Genomic DNA, 17,108 nt, shown 5'->3' with positions numbered 1-17,108 from the left:
CATTCATAACAAGATCTAAGGCCGATTATGGGCACTGAAACACTGGCGATCAGCAGCGGACGGATGTTTCGTTATGCCTTCGGTTCGCTGTTGCTGTTGGCGGGGACCGCGTTGCTGGTGGCTCAAGGGCTGAGCTGGCTGAATCTGGAACCAAGGTTGTTGCGCGCCTTGCAGGGTGGCTCGATCTGCGCATTGGGCACGGCACTAGGGGCGGTCCCGGTGCTGGTGATCCGCAGAATGCCGATGGCCGTGAGCGATACGTTGCTGGGTTTTGGCGCTGGGGTGATGCTGGCGGCGACGGCGTTTTCGCTGATCGTTCCCGGTATTGCCGCCGCTCAAGACTTGGGTTTGTCTGCCTGGGGCTCCAGTGGCCTGGTTTGCGCCGGCATCATGCTGGGTGCCTTTGGTTTGTTCCTGGTGGATCGCAAGGTCTCGGGCGCGAGCCCCGAAGTCCTGGTCGGCACGGCGGAACATCCGGTGATTGCGCCACGCATCTGGCTGTTTGTCTTCGCCATCATTGCCCACAACATTCCGGAAGGCATGGCGGTGGGGGTGTCGGCAGGGGGCGGCATGGCAGATGCGGACAGCCTGGCCATGGGGATTGCCCTGCAGGATGTGCCGGAGGGACTGGTGATCGCACTGGTGCTGGCGGGGGCGGGGATGTCGCGGGTCAGGGCATTCCTGATTGGCGCCGCTTCAGGTTTGGTGGAGCCGGTCTTTGCCTTGCTCTGTGCCTGGTTGGTGAGTCTGGCGCAGGTGCTGCTGCCGCTGGGGTTGGCCCTGGCGGCGGGAGCCATGTTGCTGGTGGTGACTCACGAAGTGATTCCCGAGTCCCGTCGCAATGGTCACGAAAAGCTCGCCAGCCTCGGCTTGTGCATCGGCTTTTGCCTGATGATGGTGATGGATACGGCGCTCGCCTGAGGGGCGCTTGGCGAGTGGCCCGGAGGGGCTTACTCGCCCTCGTCGAAGTAGTTGTTGATCAATGCCACCAGCGCATTCAGCGCTTCCTGTTCCTGCTCGCCTTCGGTCTTCAGATGAATCTTGGTGCCCTTGCCTGCGGCGAGCATCATCATGGCCATGATGCTTTTGCCGTCCACCATGGATTCCGGGCTCCTGCCGGCGCGGATCTGGCAGGGGAACTGCCCCGCTACGCCGACGAATTTGGCTGAGGCACGGGCATGCAGGCCCAGTTTGTTGATGATTTCGATTTCCAGAGCTGGCATCGCGGGGTAGATCCTTTCAGCTAAGGTCGCGGTGGCGAACCTGGACGTTCTTCAGGGATTTTTGCAGGACCTGGCCCAGGCGCTCGGTCAGGTACACGGAGCGGTGGTGCCCGCCGGTGCAACCAATGGCAATGGTTACATAAGCGCGATTGCTGGCAGCGAAACGTGGCAGCCACTTGAGCAGATAGCTGGAGATGTCCTGGAACATTTCCTCGACATCGGGCTGTGCGGCCAGGTATTCGGCCACAGGTGCGTCCAGCCCGGATTGGGCGCGTAGTTCGGGCTTCCAATACGGATTGGGCAGGCAGCGCACGTCGAATACCAGATCGGCGTCCACCGGCATGCCGCGCTTGAAACCGAAAGACTCCACCAGGAACGCAGTCCCGGGTTCGGGTTGGTTCAGCAGGCGCAGCTTGATGGTGTCCCGCAGTTGGTAGAGGTTCAGATTGGTGGTGTTGACCTTGAGGTCGGCCAGATCGACGATGGGGCCCAGCAGCTGGGTTTCATCGTGGATGGCTTCGGCCAGCGAGCGATTGGCACTGCTCAGCGGGTGACGCCGCCGGGTTTCCGAGAAGCGCTTGAGCAGGGTTTCCTCGTCGGCGTCCAGATAGAGCACGTCGCACTGGATATGCCGGCTGCGTACTTCTTCCAGCAACTCGGGGAAGCGCGACAGATGGCTGGGCAGGTTTCGGGCGTCGATGGAAACCGCCACCAGAGGTTGTGCCAGTTCCGTGTGAATCAACGCGCGCTCGGCCAGCTCGGGCAGCAAGCCGGCGGGAAGGTTGTCGATGCAGTAGTAGCCGTGGTCCTCAAGAACATCGAGGGCGGTGCTTTTACCTGAGCCGGAGCGGCCGCTGACAATGATCAAGCGCATGATTACTGACCGTTTTGCTCGTCCAGGACAACCTGATACAAGGCTTCATTGCTGGTGGCACTGCGCAGTCGGTCACGGACTTCCTTGCGATCGAGCATGCTGGCGATCTGCCGGAGCAGTTCCAGGTGTGCGTCGGTAGCGGCTTCCGGAACCAGGAGGACGAACAGCAGATCCACAGGGGCACCGTCGATGGCGTCGAAGTCGATTGGAGCGTCCAGGTGCATCAGCGCACTGATAGGCGACTCGCAGCCTTTGAGGCGGCAGTGGGGAATGGCGATGCCGTTGCCAAAACCGGTGGAACCGAGTTTTTCACGGGCGATCAGGCTCTCGAAGACATCCTGCATCTCCAGATCAGGCACTTCGCGGCTGATCAGGTTGGCAATTTGTTCGAGGGCGCGTTTTTTACTGCCGCCCGGCACGTTCACCAAGGAACGGCCGGGGGTCAGGATGCTTTCAAGTCGGATCATGGGAGGGGAGTGTTAGCGACCCGTGCCTTGGAGAAGGTGGAGTTGCTTTTCCTTATGCTTTTTCAGTTGGCGGTCAAGCTTGTCCGTGAGCAGGTCAATTGCGGCATACATATCGTCATGTTCTGCATTGGCGACGACCTCCCCACCGTGGATGTGCAGGGTGGCTTCGATTTTCTGCTTCAGCTTCTCTACAGCCATGGTGACCTGCACATTGGTAATCTTGTCGAAGTGCCGCTCCAGCCGGTCGAGTTTCTCGCCGATGTAAGCGCGCAGAGGTTCAGTCACTTCGAGTTGGTGTCCACTGATGTTGACTTGCATACAGCTTCTCCTTCGTTGCCAGTGCATAACGCGGCAGGCTGGGTTGCCTGCCACCTAGACCGCGTTTGAAACCGACTTTCGACCTGTTTCAAACACACTCTGAAACGCTGTGGCCAGCCCGGCGGCTACATCAACCGCTTCCGTTCGCTGGAAGGCGCGATCCCAAGGGATTCGCGGTACTTGGCGACGGTACGACGGGCTACCTGAATGCCTTGTGCCTCCAGTAAACCAGCGATCTTGCTGTCACTCAACGGCTTTTTCTGATTTTCCGCAGCCACCAGTTTTTTGATGATCGCGCGGATCGCCGTGGACGAGCATTCGCCGCCTTCGGAGGTGCTGACGTGGCTGGAGAAAAAGTATTTCAGTTCATATATGCCCCGGGGGGTATGCATGAATTTTTGCGTGGTCACACGGGAAATGGTCGATTCGTGCATGCCCACAGCTTCGGCGATGTCGTGCAGAACCAGAGGTTTCATGGCTTCATCGCCGTACTCCAGGAAGCCCCGTTGGTGCTCGACGATCTGAGTGGCGACTTTCATCAGGGTTTCGTTGCGGCTCTGCAGGCTCTTGATGAACCAGCGAGCTTCCTGCAACTGATTGCGCATGAAGGTGTTGTCGGCACTGGTGTCGGCGCGGCGAACAAAGCCGGCGTACTGTGCGTTGACCCGCAGGCGTGGCACGGACTCCTGATTCAATTCCACCAGCCAGCGCTCGTTGTCCTTGCGCACGATGACGTCCGGGACCACGTATTCGGCTTCGCTGGATTCGATCTGTGAGCCCGGGCGCGGGTTGAGGCTCTGCACCAGTTCGATGACCTGACGCAGTTCGTCTTCCTTGAGCTTCATGCGGCGCATCAGCTGGCTGTAGTCGCGACTGCCCAGGAGGTCGATGTAGTCACTGACCAGGCGCTGGGCTTCGCTCAGCCAGGGAGTTTTCGCTGGCAGTTGGCGCAGTTGCAGCAGGAGGCATTCGCCCAGGTTGCGGGCGCCGATGCCGGCCGGCTCGAATTGCTGGATGCGGTGCAGGACGGCTTCGATCTCGTCCAGTTCGATGTCCAATTCCGGATCGAAGGCCTCGAGAATTTCTTCAAGGGTCTCGTCCAGGTAGCCCTGATTGTTGATGCAATCGATCAGGGTCACGGCGATCAGGCGGTCGGTATCCGACATCGGCGCCAGGTTCAGTTGCCAGAGCAGGTGGCTTTGCAGGCTCTCGCCGGCCGATGTGCGAGTGGTGAAGTCCCACTCATCGTCATCGCTGCTGGGCAGGCTGCTGGCGCTGGTCTGGTAGACGTCTTCCCAGGCGGTGTCCACCGGCAGTTCGTTGGGGATGCGTTCGTTCCATTCGCCTTCCTCGAGGTTATCCACCGTGGGGGCGGTTTCCTGGTAGGAGGGTTCCTGGATCTCGGTGTTGGGTTTGGACTCTGTGTTGTCGGCCAAGGGGTCGCTGTTGTCGAAGTCTTCGCCATCTTCCTGGCGTTCGAGCATCGGGTTGGACTCCAGGGCTTCCTGGATTTCCTGTTGCAGGTCCAGGGTCGACAATTGGAGCAGGCGGATGGCCTGTTGCAGCTGCGGTGTCATCGTCAGCTGCTGGCCCATTCTCAGGACTAGCGATGGTTTCATGGCAGGGGCTTAACACCTTATTTGCCGGCGCACATGCGCCATCCACTACAGGGCGCCGGAGCGCCAAACATAAGCAAATTATATGCCTGAAACTGAAGTGTTTGCCTAGAGCGCTGTAACAATAAAATTTGTAGGGATTTATTGTTCCTGGCGCTCTGGCATCTAGCCCGACACCTCAGCCTTTACAGGCGGAACTCATGGCCCAGGTAGACTTCCTTGACCAGTTCGTTGGCCAGGATGGTCTCGGAGTCGCCTTCGGCGATCAGTTGCCCGTCATTGACGATATAGGCGGTTTCACAGATGTCCAGGGTTTCGCGGACGTTGTGGTCGGTGATCAGCACCCCAATGCCCTTGGCCTTCAGGTGGTGGATGATCTGCTTGATATCGCCGACCGAGATCGGGTCCACGCCGGCAAAGGGTTCGTCCAGCAGGATGAACTTGGGGGCAGTGGCCAGGGCGCGGGCGATTTCCACGCGGCGGCGTTCACCACCGGACAGGCTCATGCCAAGGTTGTCGCGGATGTGATTGATGTGGAATTCCTGCAGCAGGCTTTCCAGTTCCTGGCGACGGCCGGCCTTGTCGAGTTCCTTGCGGGTCTCGAGGATGGCCATGATGTTGTCGGCCACCGACAGCTTGCGGAAGATCGAAGCTTCCTGGGGCAGGTAGCCGATGCCGGCGCGAGCGCGACCGTGCATCGGTTGGTGGCTGACATCCAGGTCGTCGATCAGGACGCGGCCCTGATCGGCCTGGACCAGGCCGACGATCATGTAGAAGCAGGTGGTCTTGCCGGCGCCGTTGGGGCCGAGCAGGCCGACGATCTGGCCGCTGTCGATGGACAGGCTGACATCACGCACGACCTGGCGGCTCTTGTAGCTCTTGGCCAGGTGCTGAGCTTTCAGAGTTGCCATTACTGGGCCTTTTGCTCGTCGGTTTTCTTTTTCGGCTGGATGACCATGTCGATCCGCGGACGTGGTGCGGTGACCGAGCTGCCATTGGCGCGACCGGCGTTAGCCACTTGCTTGACGGTGTCGTAGACGATCTTCTCGCCTTCGGTGGTGTTGCCGTCGTTGATGACCTTGGCCTTGTCGATCAGCACGATGCGATTCTGCTGAGCGTGGTACTGGATGGTCACAGCGTAGGCCTGAACCGGTTTCGGGTCGGTCTGCTTCTGCAACTGCTCGAAGTAGGCGAGGTTGCCCACCGACGTCACTACGTCGATTTCGCCGCTCTTGGCTCGGGTGATGGTCACGGTGTTGCCGGTGATCTTCATCGAACCCTGGGTGATGATCACATCGCCCTTGTAGGTGGCCACGCCGTTCTTGTCGTCCAACTGGGCGTCGTCGGCCTGGATGCGGATCGGCTGTTGGCTATCGTTCGGCAGAGCCCAGGCGCTCACGCTTCCCAGTGCTGCGCCCAGACTGAGCAAAATAGGGAGGGTTTTAACGAGCCTCATACTGTCCTCTTACGTTCGATAGCAGGTTCATCCTGCCGTCTTTCAAATACGCTTTCATTCCCTTGGCCGTAGTCACGCCGCCGGCGCCGTCGATTCTAACGGCTTGCTCGGTCTGCGCATATTGCTTCTGCGGGAATACTGTCATGCGGCTGGTGGTGATCAGCAGGTTGCGGTTGTGCTCATCGGTGCGGGAAACCCGTACCGAATCGATCAGTTCGACCTCGGTGCCGTCCGGATTGACTTCGCCTCGCTCGCTCTGGACGTGCCAGGGGAAAGTGGTGCCGCGGTACATCTGCAGGTCCGGTTTGGTCAGCAGCGTCACTTCGCTGGCCTTGACGTGCTCCACTTTGTCCGAGGTCATTTCGTACTGCAGCTTGCCGTCAGGCAGGTACTGCACGCTGCGGGCGTTGATCACGTAATAGTCGATGGCGTTCTCGTCGACCTGCACTACCGGCTTGTCGAGGAAGCGCTCTGGGCTGATGTTCCAGTAACCGACCGCCGCGAACAGCAGGGCGATGATCCCGAATATCAGGATGTTGCGAATCTTTTTACTCAGCATGGGTGGGCTCTATAGGTAAGCGGCGTTGGCTGCTTCAAGGCGGTCCTGGGCTTGCAGGATCAGCTCGCAGAACTCCCGGGCAGCGCCTTCGCCGCCGCGGGCTACGGTGGTGCCGTGGGCGTGCTCGCGGACAAAGCCGGCTGCGTTGGCCACCGCCATGCCCAGACCGACACGGCGGATCACCGGCAGGTCGGGCAGGTCGTCGCCCAGATAGGCGACCTGTTCATAGCTTAGGCCCAGTTGGGCAAGAAGTTCGTCCAGCACCACCAGCTTGTCTTCACGACCCTGGTACAGGTGGGGGATCCCCAGGTTCTTGGCCCGGCGTTCCACTACTGGAGTCTTGCGCCCGCTGATGATCGCTGTCTGCACTCCGGCGGCCATGAGCATCTTGATGCCCTGGCCGTCGAGGGTATTGAAGGTCTTGAACTCGCTGCCGTCTTCAAGGAAGTACAGGCGACCGTCGGTCAGTACGCCGTCGACGTCGAAAACCGCCAGCTTGATGTTTTTACCGCGTTGCAGCAGGTCGGTACTCATTACATCACTCCCGCGCGCAGCAGATCGTGCATGTTCAAGGCGCCGATCGGACGGTCTTCCTTGTTCACCACCACCAGGGCGCTGATTTTATGGTCTTCCATGATCTTCAGTGCTTCGGCTGCCAGCATATCGGCACGTGCAGTCTTGCCGTGAGGGGTCATGACCGAGTCGATGGTGGCGTGATGGATATCGATGGCACGATCCAGGGTGCGGCGCAGGTCGCCGTCGGTGAAGATCCCGGCCAGGCGGCCATCGGCCTCCAGGATCACGGTCATGCCCAGGCCCTTGCGGGTCATCTCCATGAGCGCGTCCTTGAGTAGGGTGCCCCGTTGCACCTGCGGCAGCTCAGTGCCTTCGTGCATCACATTCTCTACCTTGAGCAGCAGGCGGCGGCCCAGGGCACCTCCCGGATGGGAGAAGGCGAAGTCTTCGGCGGTGAAGCCGCGGGCTTCCAGCAGGGCCACGGCCAGGGCATCGCCCATCACCAAGGCAGCTGTGGTAGAGGAGGTAGGGGCCAGGTTCAGCGGGCAGGCCTCATGCTCGACATGCACATTGAGGTTGACGTCCGCGGCCTTGGCCAGCGGCGACTCAGGGTTGCCGGTAAGGCTGATCAACTGGATGCCCAGACGCTTGATCAAGGGCAGCAGGGTGACGATTTCGTTGGTGGAGCCGGAGTTGGAGAGGGCCAGGATCACGTCGTCGCGAGTGATCATGCCCATGTCGCCATGACTGGCTTCGGCCGGGTGGACAAAGAAAGCCGTGGTGCCGGTGCTGGCCAGGGTGGCGGCGATCTTGTTGCCGATGTGCCCGGATTTGCCCATGCCGACCACTACCACTCGGCCTTTGCTGGCCAGAATCATCTCGCAAGCGCGTACGAAATCTGCGTCGATATGGGGCAGCAAGCCTTCTACTGCCTGAAGTTCGAGGCGGATGGTGCGTTGTGCTGACTGAATCAGGTCGCTGGATTGGCTCATGTCTGAAATCGTATAGCCCGATGAAAAGGCGGCGATTATAGCGGTAATGAACAAATCCCTCACGCAAGTTCGTCAGCCTTTATCCGGCTGGTATTGGGATTCATCCGATTATGCCTGTCTTGGACCTGAACGTTCACGGCTTCGGCCTTGGGGGCTCCGTATCAGCAGTGATATAGTTCGCCGCCAGTTCGGCCTGCCCAGGGGCACGTACTCCCGGCAGGGAGCCAAGCGTCCGAGTGATAGGCTGCATCGCAAGGAGTTTAGATGAGTGCCGATAACGCCTACGCGGTCGAGCTGAAGGGATTGTCCTTCAAGCGCGGTACGCGCAGCATTTTCAATAACGTGGATATCCGTATTCCGCGGGGCAAGGTCACCGGCATCATGGGGCCTTCAGGCTGCGGAAAAACCACCCTGTTGCGCTTGATGGGCATGCAGTTGCGGCCCAGCAGCGGCGAAGTGTGGGTCAACGGCCAGAATCTGCCGACCCTCTCGCGCAGTGATCTGTTCGATGCGCGCAAGCAAATGGGCGTTCTGTTCCAGAGCGGCGCGCTGTTCACCGACCTGGACGTGTTCGAGAACGTAGCCTTTCCGCTACGTGTGCATACCCAACTGCCGGACGAAATGATCCGTGACATTGTCCTGCTCAAGCTGCAGGCCGTGGGCCTGCGCGGCGCAGTGGACCTGATGCCTGACGAGCTGTCCGGCGGCATGAAGCGCCGTGTTGCTCTGGCTCGTGCCATTGCCCTGGATCCGCAAATCCTCATGTATGACGAGCCCTTCGTTGGCCAGGACCCCATCGCCATGGGCGTATTGGTGCGCCTGATCCGTTTGCTCAACGATGCCCTGGGCATTACCAGCATCCTGGTTTCCCATGATCTTGCGGAAACCGCGAGCATTGCCGATTACCTCTATGTAGTAGGTGATGGCCAGGTACTGGGGCAGGGAACTCCTGACGAACTGATGGACTCCGACAATCCGCGTATCCGTCAATTCATGAAGGGCGATCCCGACGGCCCGGTGCCGTTTCACTTTCCAGCGACGGATTACCGCGCAGATCTCCTGGGGAAGCGCTGATGCGCAAAATATCGTTAATCGAGAGGATTCGCCTCTTCGGTCGTTCAGGCATCGATGTCCTGGCGGTACTGGGGCGTTCCACGCTGTTCCTGTTTCATGCGCTGCTGGGGCGTGGCGGCATTGGCGGCAGCTTTGGCCTGCTGGTCAAACAGCTGCACTCCGTGGGCGTGATGTCTCTGGTGATCATCGTCGTGTCCGGGATTTTCATCGGCATGGTGCTGGCGCTGCAGGGCTTCAATATTCTCTCCAGCTACGGTTCGGAGCAGGCCGTCGGGCAAATGGTTGCCCTGACCTTGCTGCGGGAGTTGGGGCCGGTGGTGACTGCGTTGCTGTTTGCCGGTCGTGCCGGTTCGGCGCTGACCGCGGAAATCGGCAACATGAAGTCCACCGAGCAACTCTCCAGCCTGGAGATGATCGGGGTCGACCCGCTCAAGTACATCATTGCGCCACGCCTGTGGGCGGGCTTCATATCCCTGCCGTTGCTGGCGATGATTTTCAGCGTGGTGGGTATCTGGGGCGGTTCCTGGGTGGCTGTCGACTGGCTGGGCGTCTATGACGGTTCCTACTGGGCGAACATGCAGAACAGCGTGACCTTCAGTGGTGACGTGCTCAACGGTGTGATCAAAAGTATTGTTTTTGCGTTTGTAGTGACCTGGATCGCCGTATTCCAAGGCTACGACTGTGAGCCCACTTCAGAGGGGATCAGCCGTGCCACTACCAAGACCGTGGTGTATGCCTCGTTGGCCGTACTCGGCTTGGACTTTATTCTGACCGCCTTGATGTTTGGAGATTTCTGATGCAAAACCGCACCCTGGAAATCGGTGTCGGCCTTTTCCTGCTGGCCGGCATCCTGGCTTTGCTGTTGCTTGCCCTGCGGGTCAGTGGCTTGTCTCCGACTGCGAGCACCGATACCTATAAACTTTACGCCTACTTCGACAATATCGCCGGTTTGACGGTCAGAGCTAAGGTGACCATGGCCGGTGTGACCATCGGCAAGGTCACGGCGATCGATCTGGACCGTGACAGCTTCACCGGCCGGGTGACGATGCAACTGGAAAAACGTGTGGATAATCTGCCGACCGACTCCACTGCATCTATCCTGACTGCTGGCCTGTTGGGTGAGAAATACATCGGTATCAGCGTGGGCGGGGAAGAAGCCTTGCTCAAGGATGGTGGAACCATCCACGACACCCAGTCGTCGCTGGTGCTGGAGGACCTGATCGGTAAATTCCTGCTCAATACCGTTAGCAAAGACGCCAAATGAGGAGTTTTTCGATGATCTCTATCTTGCGACGTGGCTTGTTGGTCTTGCTGGCGGCCCTGCCGTTGCTGGCCAATGCGGCAAGCACGCCTTCCGCGCATGATCTGGTGCAGGACACGACCACTCGTCTGCTGGCGGACCTGGCGGCCAATAAAGAGAAGTACAAGCAAAGCCCGAACGACTTCTACAACGCCTTGAACGGTATTGTCGGGCCGGTGGTGGACGCCGATGGCATCTCTCGCAGCATCATGACCGTGAAGTATTCGCGCAAGGCAACCCCGGAGCAGATGACGCGCTTCCAGGAAAACTTCAAGCGCAGCCTGATGCAGTTCTACGGCAATGCCTTGCTGGAGTACAACAACCAGGGCATCACGGTTTCTCCTGCCAAGGATGAAAGCGGTACCCGTACCAGCGTGGATATGCAGGTCAAAGGCAACAACGGCGCGATCTACCCGGTGTCCTACACCCTGGAGAAGATCAACGACGAGTGGAAAGTGCGCAACGTGATCATTAACGGCATCAATATCGGCAAGCTGTTCCGTGATCAGTTCGCCGACGCCATGCAGCGTAACGGCAACAACCTGGACAAGACCATCGACGGCTGGGCCGGCGAAGTGGCCAAGGCCAAGGAAGTCACCGAAGACGCCGCACATAAGGCTGCGCAATGAGCGAGTCCGCCGTACGCCTCGGGGACGCCGGGGAGTTGCTGATCAGCGGTGTGCTGGATTACCGCAGCGGCCCGGGTCTGCGCAAGCAGGGCCAGGCATTGATCAAGTCGAGCCCGGCTGCGGCATTGGTGCTGGATTGCTCGGCAGTGGAAAAGTCCAGCAGTGTCGGCCTGGCCCTGTTGCTGGCCTTCATGCGTGATGCCCAGGACCTCGGCAAGGCGGTGAGTGTGCGTGCCTTGCCCGAGGACATGCGGGAAATTGCCGAAGTATCCGGGGTCACCGAGATCCTCCTCCATCCGTAGTAACCCACATCTATATAGAAGCCCCCCGTCAGAGTCCTGCTATGCGGGGTTCGCAGGCGCGGGGCTTTTTTGTATGATGTCCGACCCGCGCGCACAGGGCGCCGATTGAGGTTGAGCATGCAGGCCAACGAAGTGAAGAGCTTTCTTGAGGGAAAGCTGCCCGGAGCTCAGGTAGAAGTTGAGGGCGAAGGCTGCAACTTTCAGCTGAACGTGATTAGCGACGAACTGTCGGCCTTGAGCCCGGTGAAGCGTCAGCAAAGCATCTATGCCCATTTGAATCCATGGATTGCCGATGGCAGCATCCACGCGATCACTATGAAATTTTTCAGCCGCGCGGCCTGGGCCGAGCGCACCTGAGCCCAAGGGCGTCGAGACTGTTATGGATAAATTGATTATTACCGGCGGCGTTCGCCTTGATGGCGAGATCCGCATTTCCGGGGCCAAGAACTCCGCGCTGCCGATTCTGGCGGCAACCCTGCTGTGCGATGGCCCGGTCACCGTGGCCAACCTTCCGCACCTGCACGACATCACCACCATGATCGAGCTGTTCGGTCGCATGGGCATCGAGCCGGTGATCGACGAGAAACTGAGCGTCGAAATCGATCCGCGCACCATCAAGACCCTGGTGGCGCCGTACGAGCTGGTGAAAACCATGCGCGCCTCGATCCTGGTACTGGGCCCGATGGTTGCCCGTTTCGGCGAAGCCGAAGTGGCCCTGCCTGGCGGTTGCGCCATCGGTTCGCGTCCGGTAGACCTGCACATCCGTGGCCTGGAAGCCATGGGCGCAGTGATCGACGTTGAGGGCGGCTACATCAAGGCCAAGGCGCCTGAAGGCGGCCTGCGTGGCGCGAACTTCTTCTTCGATACCGTGAGCGTGACCGGTACCGAAAACATCATGATGGCCGCCGCCTTGGCCAAGGGCCGCAGCGTGCTGCAGAACGCCGCCCGCGAACCTGAAGTCGTCGACCTGGCGAACTTCCTGATCGCCATGGGCGCGAAGATTTCCGGTGCCGGCACCGATACCATCACCATCGATGGCGTCGAGCGTCTACATTCGGCGATCTACAAAGTGATGCCTGACCGTATCGAAACCGGCACCTACCTGGTGGCTGCAGCCGTCACCGGCGGCCGGGTCAAGGTCAAGGACACCGATCCGACCATCCTTGAAGCTGTTCTGGAAAAACTCAAGGAAGCGGGCGCTGAAGTTACCACCGGCAGCGACTGGATCGAACTCAACATGCACGGCAAGCGCCCCAAGGCGGTCAACGTGCGTACCGCTCCGTACCCAGCGTTCCCGACCGACATGCAGGCGCAGTTCATTTCCCTGAACGCGATTGCCGAAGGCACTGGCGCGGTGATCGAGACCATCTTCGAAAACCGCTTCATGCATGTTTATGAACTGCACCGCATGGGCGCCAAGATCCAGGTCGAAGGCAATACTGCCATCGTCACTGGTACCGAGATCCTCAAGGGCGCGCCAGTCATGGCCACCGACCTGCGGGCCTCGGCCAGCCTGGTGATCTCGGCCCTGATGGCCGAAGGCGACACCCTGATCGATCGCATCTACCACATCGACCGTGGTTATGAGTGCATCGAAGAGAAGCTGCAGATGCTCGGCGCCAAGATCCGCCGCGTACCGGGCTAGTTGCATGGGCACAAGGAGGTGCCCACAGTCGAATCTGTTCCACGTCGAGCCTGTCTTCAGGCTCGACGCATGTCTGGCGCCGTTTGCGTCCGGGCATCAGTCGCCGCATAAGGACTTACGTTACTCATGTTGACCATCGCACTGTCCAAGGGCCGTATCCTCGACGACACGTTGCCGCTTCTGGCTGAAGCGGGCATCGTGCCAACCGAGAATCCGGACAAGAGCCGCAAACTGATCATCCCCACGACCCAGGACGACGTTCGCCTGCTGATCGTACGTGCCACTGACGTGCCGACCTATGTCGAGCATGGCGCTGCCGACCTCGGGGTGGCCGGCAAGGACGTCCTGATGGAGTACACCGGCCAGGGCCTGTACGAACCGCTGGACCTGCAGATTGCCCAGTGCAAGCTGATGACTGCCGGTGCTATTGGCGCCGCAGAACCCAAGGGCCGCCTGCGTGTGGCCACCAAGTTCGTCAATGTGGCCAAGCGTTACTACGCCGAGCAGGGCCGTCAGGTAGACATCATCAAGCTTTACGGCTCGATGGAGCTGGCACCGCTGATCGGTCTGGCAGACAAGATCATCGACGTGGTCGACACCGGAAACACCCTGCGGGCCAATGGTCTGGAGCCTCAGGAACTGATTGCCACCATCAGCTCCCGCCTGGTGGTCAACAAAGCTTCCATGAAGATGCAGCACGCCCGTATCCAGGCGTTGATCGATACCCTGCGCAAGGCAGTGGAATCGCGACACCGCGGCTGATTCACATGCGTGGCCTTGAGCCGCGCCCATCTATCCGCGTCATAGCCAGAATGCTCAGGTGCCCACGCGGATGGCTTGGTAGTCTTGCGGCGCCTGAGCTTTGCAAATCCAAGCTTGCCCTTTTGTGCACTCGCCAATCATTGAGGCCTTCGCTATGACCGCTCCGACTGCAATTCGCCGACTCAACGCTGCCGACCCGGATTTCGCCCGTCATCTGGATCATCTGCTGAGCTGGGAAAGTGTCTCTGACGATTCGGTCAATCAGCGGGTGCTGGATATCATCAAGGCCGTGCGTGAGCGCGGCGATGCGGCGCTGGTGGAGTTCACTCAGCGCTTCGACGGCCTGCAAGTGGCTTCCATGGCAGACCTGATCCTGCCTCGCGAGCGTCTGGAACTGGCCCTGACCCGGATCACCGTGGCTCAGCGCGAAGCCCTGGAAAAGGCCGCGGCGCGGGTGCGCAGCTATCACGAGAAACAGAAGCAGGACTCCTGGACCTACACCGAGGCCGACGGCACGGTGCTGGGCCAGAAGGTCACGCCGCTGGACCGCGCCGGCCTGTATGTGCCGGGGGGCAAGGCCTCCTACCCGTCGTCGGTGCTGATGAACGCGATTCCGGCCAAGGTCGCGGGTGTCACCGAGGTGGTGATGGTGGTGCCGACCCCCCGTGGTGAAGTCAACGAACTGGTGCTGGCCGCCGCCTGCATCGCCGGAGTCGACCGGGTGTTCACCATCGGCGGCGCCCAGGCTGTGGCCGCGCTGGCCTATGGCACCGAAAGCGTGCCCCAGGTGGACAAGGTCGTCGGCCCGGGCAACATCTATGTGGCTACCGCCAAGCGCCACGTGTTCGGCCAGGTCGGCATCGACATGATCGCCGGCCCGTCGGAGATCCTCGTGGTCTGCGATGGCCAGACCGATCCGGACTGGATCGCCATGGACCTGTTTTCCCAGGCCGAGCACGACGAAGACGCCCAGGCGATCCTGGTCAGCCCGGACGCCGAGTTCCTCGACAAGGTGGCGGCGAGCATCGCCAAACTGCTGCCGACCATGGAGCGCGCGGAAATCATCAACACCTCGATCAATGGCCGTGGCGCCCTGATCAAGGTTCGTGACATGCAGCAGGCCATTGAAGTGGCCAACCGCATTGCCCCCGAGCACCTGGAGTTGTCCGTGGCCGACCCGCAAGCCTGGCTGCCGCAGATCCGCCACGCCGGGGCGATCTTCATGGGCCGCCACACCAGCGAAGCGCTGGGGGATTACTGCGCCGGGCCGAACCACGTGCTGCCAACCTCCGGCACTGCGCGCTTCTCTTCACCGCTGGGGGTGTATGACTTCCAGAAACGCTCGTCGATCATCTTCTGCTCCGAGCAGGGCGCGTCCGAGCTGGGCCGAACCGCCTCGGTGCTGGCCCGTGGCGAGTCGCTGACTGCCCACGCCCGCAGCGCCGAATACCGCATCGTCGATGACCAAGACCAGGGGCAATGAACATGAGCAAATTCTGGAGTCCGTTCGTCAAGAACCTGGTGCCCTACGTGCCGGGCGAACAACCCAAGCTGACCAAACTGGTCAAGCTCAACACCAACGAAAACCCCTATGGCCCGTCGCCCAAGGCCCTGGCGGCGATGCAGGCTGAGCTCAATGACAACCTGCGCCTGTACCCCGATCCCAACAGTGACCTGCTCAAACAGGCGGTGGCCAGCTATTACGGGGTGCAGGGCAACCAGGTATTCCTCGGCAACGGTTCCGACGAAGTCCTGGCGCACATTTTCCATGGCTTGCTGCAGCAGGATAAGCCGTTGCTGTTCCCGGACATCAGCTACAGCTTCTACCCGGTCTACTGCGGCCTGTACGGCATCGACTTCGAAGCGGTGCCGCTGGACCCGCAGTTCCAGATCTGCGTCGCTGACTATGCCAAACCCAATGGCGGGATCATCTTCCCCAACCCGAACGCGCCCACCGGCTGTCTGCTGGCCCTGGACGCAGTGGAGCAGATCCTCCAGGCCAGCCCGGATTCGGTGGTGGTCGTGGACGAGGCCTATATCGACTTCGGTGGCCAGACCGCCATCAGTCTGGTGGACCGCTACCCAAACCTGCTGGTGACCCAGACTCTGTCCAAATCCCGTTCCCTGGCTGGCTTGCGGGTGGGCCTGGCGGTGGGGCACCCGGATCTGATCGAGGCCCTGGAGCGGATCAAGAACAGCTTCAACTCCTACCCTCTGGATCGTCTGGCCATTGTTGGCGCAGCAGCGGCCTTCGAGGATCGCGAGTACTTCACCCAGACCTGCCAACTGGTGATCGACAGCCGTGAGTGGGTGATCGCGCAGTTGCAGGCCAAGGGCTTCGAAGTGCTGCCATCGGCAGCCAACTTCATCTTTGCCCGCCACCCGCAGCACGACGCAGCAGGTCTTGCCGCCAAGCTGCGGGAGCAGGGGGTGATCGTGCGTCACTTCAAGCAGGAACGGATCGCCCAATTCCTGCGGATCAGCATCGGCACGCCGGAGCAGAATCAGGCGCTGATCGACGGATTGGGGCAGCTCTAAGCCGCAAGCTGCAAGCTAGAAGCCCAGAGCAAATGCTTGGAGCTTCTCGCTTGCAGCCACAAACTTGCCGCTTGTTGCTGCAGCCCCCGGCTGCCCTCATTCGTGGTGCGGTTCGCCGAGGAAGGTCAGGGAGCTGAACAGTCCGCGTGACGCCACATCCGGGTTGTCCTTGAGCGGCACTTCAAGCTCGGCAGCGATCACGTTCAGGCCTTCATTTCTCACCAACACTTGAGCGCGTCCCTGGGCATCGGTTTCGGTGCTCAGGGTGCTCGGTGCATTGCGGTAGTCTCCAATCAACTTGACCCCGGCCACGGGCTGCCCATCCAGCAGTACCCGCACCGGCAGGCTGTTGCCCTGGCCCACGGTCAGCGGGTCGACTTCCGGCAGAATCAGCAGTTTGAGCTGTTCCAGTTTGGGCAGCTTCGCCCCCGGCTGATAGATCGCCAGGCTGTACTTGAAGGTGTGGGTCGAGGCGATAGCCCCCGGGACTTTACTGCGCCCCTGGTTGATCCAGCGCTTGTCCGCCGTCTGCGACCACGGACCGTTATCCAGTGCCACGGCCAGGGCCGCCGGTGGTTTGAGTGGTTGCAGGCGCGCGTGGTCGGCCAGGCGTTGCACGCTCACCGGAATCATTCTGGCCGCGCCGTCGTAGGCCCAGGCACCGCTGACCTTCTTGGCCTTGAAGGCGTCGTCTTCGGCACCGTGGCCGTAGACCACTTCGATATTGCCGCGGCGCTGTTCGGTCCACAGACCGTGGGCCCAGGCCTGGGTTGTACCCAGCGTAGCGAGCAGGCCCAGCAGGGCGATTGATTTGAGGTTGTGCATGGCGATTTCCGG

At 60.6% G+C, this 17,108-nt stretch carries 22 protein-coding genes; 11 read left to right on the top strand and 11 right to left on the bottom strand.

Translation table 11 applies throughout. From position 1 onward, the window contains the following. Positions 1-27: 27 nt before the first annotated feature. The gene (locus FW796_RS04125; protein ID WP_213664737.1) at positions 28-921 is read left to right on the top strand and encodes a ZIP family metal transporter; all 894 of its coding nucleotides are present in this window, start codon (positions 28-30) and stop codon (positions 919-921) included. A gap of 29 nt (positions 922-950) precedes the next feature. Here the strand turns inward: FW796_RS04125 and FW796_RS04120 are convergent, their stop codons facing one another. The 10 genes from FW796_RS04120 to FW796_RS04075 form a co-directional block, all read right to left on the bottom strand. Then, on the bottom strand, positions 951-1,223 hold the full coding sequence (locus tag FW796_RS04120; RefSeq protein ID WP_041115979.1) for an HPr family phosphocarrier protein: 273 nt from the start codon (positions 1,221-1,223) through the stop codon (positions 951-953). A gap of 16 nt (positions 1,224-1,239) precedes the next feature. Next, positions 1,240-2,097, bottom strand: coding sequence for an RNase adapter RapZ (gene rapZ / locus FW796_RS04115; protein WP_011059266.1), 858 nt, complete (start codon positions 2,095-2,097; stop codon positions 1,240-1,242). Between the two features lie 2 nt (positions 2,098-2,099). Continuing rightward, positions 2,100-2,564, bottom strand: coding sequence for a PTS IIA-like nitrogen regulatory protein PtsN (ptsN, locus tag FW796_RS04110; protein WP_011059267.1), 465 nt, complete (start codon positions 2,562-2,564; stop codon positions 2,100-2,102). Positions 2,565-2,576: 12 nt separating this feature from the next. Continuing rightward, positions 2,577-2,882: a ribosome hibernation-promoting factor, HPF/YfiA family gene (gene hpf, locus FW796_RS04105; RefSeq protein ID WP_016966642.1), complete on the bottom strand. Its 306-nt coding sequence runs from the start codon at positions 2,880-2,882 to the stop codon at positions 2,577-2,579. A gap of 125 nt (positions 2,883-3,007) precedes the next feature. Further along, positions 3,008-4,501, bottom strand: coding sequence for an RNA polymerase factor sigma-54 (locus FW796_RS04100; protein ID WP_102861151.1), 1,494 nt, complete (start codon positions 4,499-4,501; stop codon positions 3,008-3,010). A gap of 182 nt (positions 4,502-4,683) precedes the next feature. Beyond that, a complete protein-coding gene (gene lptB, locus FW796_RS04095) occupies positions 4,684-5,409 on the bottom strand; it encodes an LPS export ABC transporter ATP-binding protein (RefSeq protein ID WP_011059270.1) in 726 nt (241 codons plus the stop codon). Next, positions 5,409-5,954: a lipopolysaccharide transport periplasmic protein LptA gene (lptA, locus tag FW796_RS04090; protein ID WP_123727467.1), complete on the bottom strand. Its 546-nt coding sequence runs from the start codon at positions 5,952-5,954 to the stop codon at positions 5,409-5,411. Before lptA ends, lptB begins: the two co-directional genes overlap by 1 nt. Further along, positions 5,941-6,513: an LPS export ABC transporter periplasmic protein LptC gene (gene lptC / locus FW796_RS04085; protein ID WP_346633622.1), complete on the bottom strand. Its 573-nt coding sequence runs from the start codon at positions 6,511-6,513 to the stop codon at positions 5,941-5,943. The genes lptA and lptC overlap by 14 nt, the downstream gene beginning before the upstream one ends. Positions 6,514-6,522: 9 nt before the next feature. Beyond that, complete coding sequence (locus FW796_RS04080; protein ID WP_346633621.1) at positions 6,523-7,047, bottom strand: KdsC family phosphatase; 525 nt, start codon at positions 7,045-7,047, stop codon at positions 6,523-6,525. After that, entirely contained in the window at positions 7,047-8,021 is a 975-nt protein-coding gene (locus FW796_RS04075; protein ID WP_346633620.1) for a KpsF/GutQ family sugar-phosphate isomerase, read from the bottom strand. The genes FW796_RS04080 and FW796_RS04075 overlap by 1 nt, the downstream gene beginning before the upstream one ends. A gap of 264 nt (positions 8,022-8,285) precedes the next feature. Between FW796_RS04075 and FW796_RS04070 the strand changes: the two genes are divergently transcribed. From FW796_RS04070 to hisC, 10 genes are all read left to right on the top strand, one after another. Next, positions 8,286-9,095, top strand: a complete 810-nt coding sequence (locus tag FW796_RS04070) for an ATP-binding cassette domain-containing protein (protein WP_123727471.1) — start codon at positions 8,286-8,288, stop codon at positions 9,093-9,095. Continuing rightward, complete coding sequence (mlaE, locus tag FW796_RS04065) at positions 9,095-9,892, top strand: lipid asymmetry maintenance ABC transporter permease subunit MlaE (RefSeq protein WP_123727472.1); 798 nt, start codon at positions 9,095-9,097, stop codon at positions 9,890-9,892. Before FW796_RS04070 ends, mlaE begins: the two co-directional genes overlap by 1 nt. After that, entirely contained in the window at positions 9,892-10,359 is a 468-nt protein-coding gene (mlaD, locus tag FW796_RS04060; protein ID WP_011059277.1) for an outer membrane lipid asymmetry maintenance protein MlaD, read from the top strand. Before mlaE ends, mlaD begins: the two co-directional genes overlap by 1 nt. A gap of 11 nt (positions 10,360-10,370) precedes the next feature. Continuing rightward, positions 10,371-11,024, top strand: coding sequence for an MlaC/ttg2D family ABC transporter substrate-binding protein (locus FW796_RS04055; protein WP_346633619.1), 654 nt, complete (start codon positions 10,371-10,373; stop codon positions 11,022-11,024). After that, positions 11,021-11,326, top strand: coding sequence for an STAS domain-containing protein (locus FW796_RS04050; RefSeq protein WP_346633618.1), 306 nt, complete (start codon positions 11,021-11,023; stop codon positions 11,324-11,326). Before FW796_RS04055 ends, FW796_RS04050 begins: the two co-directional genes overlap by 4 nt. 117 nt (positions 11,327-11,443) lie before the next feature. After that, on the top strand, positions 11,444-11,683 hold the full coding sequence (locus FW796_RS04045; protein ID WP_011059280.1) for a BolA family protein: 240 nt from the start codon (positions 11,444-11,446) through the stop codon (positions 11,681-11,683). A 22-nt stretch (positions 11,684-11,705) separates the two neighbouring features. Beyond that, positions 11,706-12,971, top strand: a complete 1,266-nt coding sequence (gene murA / locus FW796_RS04040; protein ID WP_102861160.1) for a UDP-N-acetylglucosamine 1-carboxyvinyltransferase — start codon at positions 11,706-11,708, stop codon at positions 12,969-12,971. Positions 12,972-13,097: 126 nt separating this feature from the next. Beyond that, positions 13,098-13,733: an ATP phosphoribosyltransferase gene (gene hisG, locus FW796_RS04035; protein ID WP_011059282.1), complete on the top strand. Its 636-nt coding sequence runs from the start codon at positions 13,098-13,100 to the stop codon at positions 13,731-13,733. A gap of 154 nt (positions 13,734-13,887) precedes the next feature. Continuing rightward, positions 13,888-15,216, top strand: coding sequence for a histidinol dehydrogenase (gene hisD, locus FW796_RS04030; RefSeq protein WP_011059283.1), 1,329 nt, complete (start codon positions 13,888-13,890; stop codon positions 15,214-15,216). A 2-nt stretch (positions 15,217-15,218) separates the two neighbouring features. Beyond that, positions 15,219-16,271 carry a histidinol-phosphate transaminase gene (gene hisC / locus FW796_RS04025; RefSeq protein ID WP_446439045.1) on the top strand — a complete coding sequence of 351 codons (1,053 nt, stop codon included), beginning with the start codon at positions 15,219-15,221 and terminating at the stop codon, positions 16,269-16,271. A 96-nt stretch (positions 16,272-16,367) separates the two neighbouring features. Here hisC and FW796_RS04020 read toward each other — a convergent pair whose 3' ends face one another. Beyond that, on the bottom strand, positions 16,368-17,096 hold the full coding sequence (locus FW796_RS04020; protein ID WP_404938237.1) for a DUF4198 domain-containing protein: 729 nt from the start codon (positions 17,094-17,096) through the stop codon (positions 16,368-16,370). Between the last annotated feature and the right edge of the window lie 12 nt (positions 17,097-17,108).

The sequence above is a fragment of the Pseudomonas sp. 910_21 genome, from assembly GCF_052850735.1.
This window is presented reverse-complemented; position numbering and strand designations above follow the sequence as displayed.

What these genes read in the sequence shown, in the direction of transcription:
- FW796_RS04050 (WP_346633618.1), top strand. Translation starts at nt 11,021, where the DNA reads ATGAGCGAGTCCGCCGTACGCCTCGGGGACGCCGGGGAGTTGCTGATC.
- mlaE (WP_123727472.1), top strand. Translation starts at nt 9,095, where the DNA reads ATGCGCAAAATATCGTTAATCGAGAGGATTCGCCTCTTCGGTCGTTCA.
- rapZ (WP_011059266.1), bottom strand. Translation starts at nt 2,097, where the DNA reads ATGCGCTTGATCATTGTCAGCGGCCGCTCCGGCTCAGGTAAAAGCACC.
- hisC (WP_446439045.1), top strand. Translation starts at nt 15,219, where the DNA reads ATGAGCAAATTCTGGAGTCCGTTCGTCAAGAACCTGGTGCCCTACGTG.
- lptC (WP_346633622.1), bottom strand. Translation starts at nt 6,513, where the DNA reads ATGCTGAGTAAAAAGATTCGCAACATCCTGATATTCGGGATCATCGCC.
- mlaD (WP_011059277.1), top strand. Translation starts at nt 9,892, where the DNA reads ATGCAAAACCGCACCCTGGAAATCGGTGTCGGCCTTTTCCTGCTGGCC.
- murA (WP_102861160.1), top strand. Translation starts at nt 11,706, where the DNA reads ATGGATAAATTGATTATTACCGGCGGCGTTCGCCTTGATGGCGAGATC.
- hisD (WP_011059283.1), top strand. Translation starts at nt 13,888, where the DNA reads ATGACCGCTCCGACTGCAATTCGCCGACTCAACGCTGCCGACCCGGAT.
- hisG (WP_011059282.1), top strand. Translation starts at nt 13,098, where the DNA reads ATGTTGACCATCGCACTGTCCAAGGGCCGTATCCTCGACGACACGTTG.
- FW796_RS04075 (WP_346633620.1), bottom strand. Translation starts at nt 8,021, where the DNA reads ATGAGCCAATCCAGCGACCTGATTCAGTCAGCACAACGCACCATCCGC.
- FW796_RS04080 (WP_346633621.1), bottom strand. Translation starts at nt 7,047, where the DNA reads ATGAGTACCGACCTGCTGCAACGCGGTAAAAACATCAAGCTGGCGGTT.
- FW796_RS04055 (WP_346633619.1), top strand. Translation starts at nt 10,371, where the DNA reads ATGATCTCTATCTTGCGACGTGGCTTGTTGGTCTTGCTGGCGGCCCTG.
- FW796_RS04020 (WP_404938237.1), bottom strand. Translation starts at nt 17,096, where the DNA reads ATGCACAACCTCAAATCAATCGCCCTGCTGGGCCTGCTCGCTACGCTG.
- FW796_RS04125 (WP_213664737.1), top strand. Translation starts at nt 28, where the DNA reads ATGGGCACTGAAACACTGGCGATCAGCAGCGGACGGATGTTTCGTTAT.
- FW796_RS04120 (WP_041115979.1), bottom strand. Translation starts at nt 1,223, where the DNA reads ATGCCAGCTCTGGAAATCGAAATCATCAACAAACTGGGCCTGCATGCC.
- FW796_RS04045 (WP_011059280.1), top strand. Translation starts at nt 11,444, where the DNA reads ATGCAGGCCAACGAAGTGAAGAGCTTTCTTGAGGGAAAGCTGCCCGGA.
- FW796_RS04100 (WP_102861151.1), bottom strand. Translation starts at nt 4,501, where the DNA reads ATGAAACCATCGCTAGTCCTGAGAATGGGCCAGCAGCTGACGATGACA.
- lptB (WP_011059270.1), bottom strand. Translation starts at nt 5,409, where the DNA reads ATGGCAACTCTGAAAGCTCAGCACCTGGCCAAGAGCTACAAGAGCCGC.
- hpf (WP_016966642.1), bottom strand. Translation starts at nt 2,882, where the DNA reads ATGCAAGTCAACATCAGTGGACACCAACTCGAAGTGACTGAACCTCTG.
- lptA (WP_123727467.1), bottom strand. Translation starts at nt 5,954, where the DNA reads ATGAGGCTCGTTAAAACCCTCCCTATTTTGCTCAGTCTGGGCGCAGCA.
- FW796_RS04070 (WP_123727471.1), top strand. Translation starts at nt 8,286, where the DNA reads ATGAGTGCCGATAACGCCTACGCGGTCGAGCTGAAGGGATTGTCCTTC.
- ptsN (WP_011059267.1), bottom strand. Translation starts at nt 2,564, where the DNA reads ATGATCCGACTTGAAAGCATCCTGACCCCCGGCCGTTCCTTGGTGAAC.